Source organism: Methylobacterium trifolii (assembly GCF_022179685.1).
GTDB classification, from domain to species: domain Bacteria; phylum Pseudomonadota; class Alphaproteobacteria; order Rhizobiales; family Beijerinckiaceae; genus Methylobacterium; species Methylobacterium trifolii.
On record NZ_BPRB01000175.1, the window covers coordinates 1 to 3,239 of the forward strand.

At 71.1% G+C, this 3,239-nt stretch carries 4 protein-coding genes; 2 read left to right on the forward strand and 2 right to left on the reverse strand.

Going from position 1 to position 3,239, the window contains the following annotated elements:
• Nucleotides 1-225 precede the first annotated feature (225 nt).
• Nucleotides 226-744 (reverse strand): SRPBCC domain-containing protein, encoded by a 519-nt coding sequence (locus COGEMETH_RS15660; protein ID WP_238183534.1) that lies wholly within the window; start codon nucleotides 742-744, stop codon nucleotides 226-228.
• The gene (locus tag COGEMETH_RS15665; protein ID WP_238183535.1) at nucleotides 722-1,087 is read right to left on the reverse strand and encodes an ArsR/SmtB family transcription factor; all 366 of its coding nucleotides are present in this window, start codon (nucleotides 1,085-1,087) and stop codon (nucleotides 722-724) included. Before COGEMETH_RS15665 ends, COGEMETH_RS15660 begins: the two co-directional genes overlap by 23 nt.
• Nucleotides 1,088-1,471: 384 nt before the next feature.
• Here COGEMETH_RS15665 and COGEMETH_RS15670 point away from each other — a divergent pair, with 384 nt between their 5' ends.
• A complete protein-coding gene (locus COGEMETH_RS15670) occupies nucleotides 1,472-2,638 on the forward strand; it encodes a multidrug effflux MFS transporter (RefSeq protein WP_306421753.1) in 1,167 nt (388 codons plus the stop codon).
• Nucleotides 2,639-2,715: 77 nt separating this feature from the next.
• Nucleotides 2,716-3,228 carry a DoxX family protein gene (locus tag COGEMETH_RS15675; protein WP_238183536.1) on the forward strand — a complete coding sequence of 171 codons (513 nt, stop codon included), beginning with the start codon at nucleotides 2,716-2,718 and terminating at the stop codon, nucleotides 3,226-3,228.
• The last annotated feature ends 11 nt before the right edge of the window (nucleotides 3,229-3,239 follow it).

Below are 3,239 nucleotides of genomic sequence, written 5' to 3' on the forward strand. Positions count from 1 at the left end.
GGGCCACCCTCCCCCGCAGTTGGGGGAGGGAGCCGCGCAGGCCGGGATTACCTTCGGATCGCCGTTGATCGAAACCCGTGTACCCCGAGCCCGCAGAGGGGGGAGGGGACGCGCGCCGGACGCGATTCCTCTGGCGATGTCGCGATTGCCGCCGTTCGGCGAACCGCGACGGCCTTTCGAAAGCCGGCGCTGCAACGCCGCGTGTTCGAACCTCGCCCATGGCCGTCAGGCCTTCGCGTCCAGGCTGGCGACGAGGTGGTCCAGCTGCACGAACTGCTCGCCCCAACCGCTGGTGCTTCCGGAGGCCATGGCCTCGTCGAGCGCTTCCTTCGAGGGATAGAGCTCGCTCACGACGACCCGTGTCGCGCCATCCGTCTCCGCGAAGGTCACCGTGGTGATGGCCCCAGCGTCACCGCCCTCCTCGTTGGTCCAGACGAGACGGGAATGTGGCGTCACGTCGATGTATCGACCGAAGAACGCCATGGGCTGCTCCGAGGACGCGTGGCCCATCACCAACCGGTACGTGCCGCCCGTGCGAACGTCGGCCTCGAACGAGATCAAGGTGACGCCGAACGATTTGGGCACCCACCATCGCTGGAACAGGTCCGGCTTGGTCCACGCTTCGAACACGAGGCGCGCCGGGCCATCGACGATGCGGACGACGACGAGCTCCCGGTCCGATGTCCGCTCCACCGTCGTGCGGGCCGTCCCGGCGGCGGGATCACTCGGTCTGCCTGCGTCCATCGAACGTCTCCCTCTGCTTCAGTTCCTCGACGATCCGATCCAGCGCGTCGAAGCGCGAGGCCCAGAGCCCGCGATACGCCTCGATCCAGGCCGTCTCGTCCGCCAGCCGGCTGCGGCCGAGCGTGCAGGTCCGCACGCGCCCGACCTTCTGCGTCGTGACCAGCCCCGCCTGCTCCAGGACGCCGACGTGCTTCTTCATGCCCGTGAGGGTCATGTGGAACGTGTCCGCAAGCTCCGAGATCGACGCATCCGCCCGTCCGAGCCGCTCCAGGACGCCCCGACGCGTGGCGTCCGAGAGGGCGGCGAAGGAAGCATCGAGGCGATCTGCCGGAAACTGAACCATGTGGTTCAGTGTTTAGCCGAGCGGTCGCCGCCCTGCAAGAGGCCGGAGACTGGACAATCGGTGATCGGCCGGAAGCGGCTTTCCTCGCGTCCGTCGAGGCTCGTGAGCGGCCGGTCGAGCCAGGTCCGATATCGAACCGCGACCCGGCTCCCGGTCGTCCGCGCCACGTCCCGGCAGGGCCGCCCCGGGCGCATGCGGCCCGTCACAGAGCCGCCGCGAACCGGGCGGATGAGGCCGGCGAGGCGGGCCGCCCGCCCGCTTGCGCGAAGGCGATCCGTGACAGCACCGCTCCGGTCCGATCCATCCCAGGGCGCCATGCCCCCGGGGCAGCGCCCGTGGGCCGGCCCGGGCTTCACCGAGTTCGTGGCCATCGTCGCCCTGATGATGGCGGTGACGGCGATCTCGATCGACAACCTGCTGCCGGCCTTCCCGGCGATCCAGGCCCGCTTCGGCGTGCCCGATCCGAACCGGCTCCAGTTCCTGATCTACGTCTACATGATCGGGTTCGGGCTGGCCCAGATCGTCTACGGGCCCGTCTCGGACGCCTTCGGGCGCCGGCCGGTGCTGCTGGTCAGCCTCGGCATCTACGTCGCAGGCTGCGGGCTGGCGATGGTGGCGCCGTCCTTCGGCTGGCTTCTCGCCGCCCGCGTGGTCCAGGGGGTCGGGGCGGCCGGCGGGCGCGTGCTCTCCACCGCGATCGTGCGGGACCGCTTCAGCGGGCGCGAGATGGCGAGCGTGATGTCGCTCATCATGATGGTGTTCCTGATCGTGCCGATGATCGCGCCGGCCATCGGCGGGATGATGCTGGCGCTCGGCTCCTGGGTCTACGTCTTCGTCTCGATGCTGGTGCTGGCGGGCTGGCTCGCGATCTGGTTCACGGCGCGGATGCCCGAGACCCTGCACCCGGAGTTCCGGCGCCCGCTCTCGTTCCGGGCTGTCGGGCGGGCGGTCGCCGTCACGGTCCGCACCCGCGTCGCGATCGGCTACGCCACGGCGCTCGGCCTGCTCACCGGCTGCATCATGGGCTATGTCGGCTCGGCCCAGCAGCTGTTCGACACCGGGCTCTATCGCCTCGGCCCCCTGTTCCCCCTGGCCTTCGGGCTGGTGGCGGGCGCCATGGGGGCGGCCACGCTGGTCAACGCCCGCGTCGTGCGCCGCCTCGGGATGCGCCCGCTCTCGCATGCGGGCCTGTGTGCGTTCACGGTCGTGGGACTGGCGCAGGTCGGGCTGGGCCTTGCCTATGGCGGTCGACCGCCACTGGCTATGTTCCTGACATTGCTCGCCCTGAACCAGTTCCTGCTCAGCTTCGCCATGCCCAACTTCAACGCCCTCGCCCTCGAGCCCCTGGGGGCCATCGCCGGCACGGCCTCGTCGTTCCTGGGCTTCTACACCACCTTCCTCGGGGCCCTCTGCGGCTTCCTGATCGGGCAGGCCTTCGACGGCACCACCCTGCCGATCGGCATCGGCTATGCCGGCCTCGGCGCCGTGGCGCTGGCGGTCGTGGCCTGGACCGAGCGGGGCCGCCTGTTTCGCGGCGGCGTTTCCGGTTGACGCGTCCGCGGGGTTAACGCGGTCTTCAGCCGGGAGCGCGAGGGTCGGTCCGTCTTTGCCCCTGCCGGAGCCCTGCCGTGATCGCCCGAGCCCAGGACGGATTGCTTCTCGCCGCGCGCCTGCTGATGGCCGCGGCCCTCCTGCCCACGGGCATCGCCCGCGCGCTCAACGTCTCAGGCTTCGCCCTGACGCTGGCCGGTGCCGGCATGCCCGCGCCGAACGCAGTCGCTACGATCGCGGTCGTGGTCCAGGTGTTCGGGCCGCTGGCCCTGATCCTCGGCGTGCTGCCGCGCCTCACCGGCGTCGCTCTGGCGGGTTTCGCCGCCGTGATGGCGGTGCTGATCCACCCGTTCTGGCAGTACACCGGCCCGGCGGCGGTCGCCGAGCGCACACTGTGGCTCGCCGACCTTGGGCTCGCCGGCGGCTTCCTGATCTACGCCGTCGCCGGCCCCGGCGCCTGGAGCTGGCAGGGCTGGCGCTCAGGCCCCGTCGCCCGGCCGGCAGCGAAGGGCGCGAAGGCGGGCGCGGCGAAATCGGGGGCCGGCCGGTCCGGCGCCAACTCCAACACGCGCGCCAAGCGCGCGGCCTAGAGCGTGTTATG

Excerpts from the sequence above, each read along its gene's own strand:
- COGEMETH_RS15660 (WP_238183534.1), bottom strand. The coding sequence starts at position 744 with ATGGACGCAGGCAGACCGAGTGATCCCGCCGCCGGGACGGCCCGCACG.
- COGEMETH_RS15665 (WP_238183535.1), bottom strand. The coding sequence starts at position 1,087 with ATGGTTCAGTTTCCGGCAGATCGCCTCGATGCTTCCTTCGCCGCCCTC.
- COGEMETH_RS15670 (WP_306421753.1), top strand. The coding sequence starts at position 1,472 with ATGGCGGTGACGGCGATCTCGATCGACAACCTGCTGCCGGCCTTCCCG.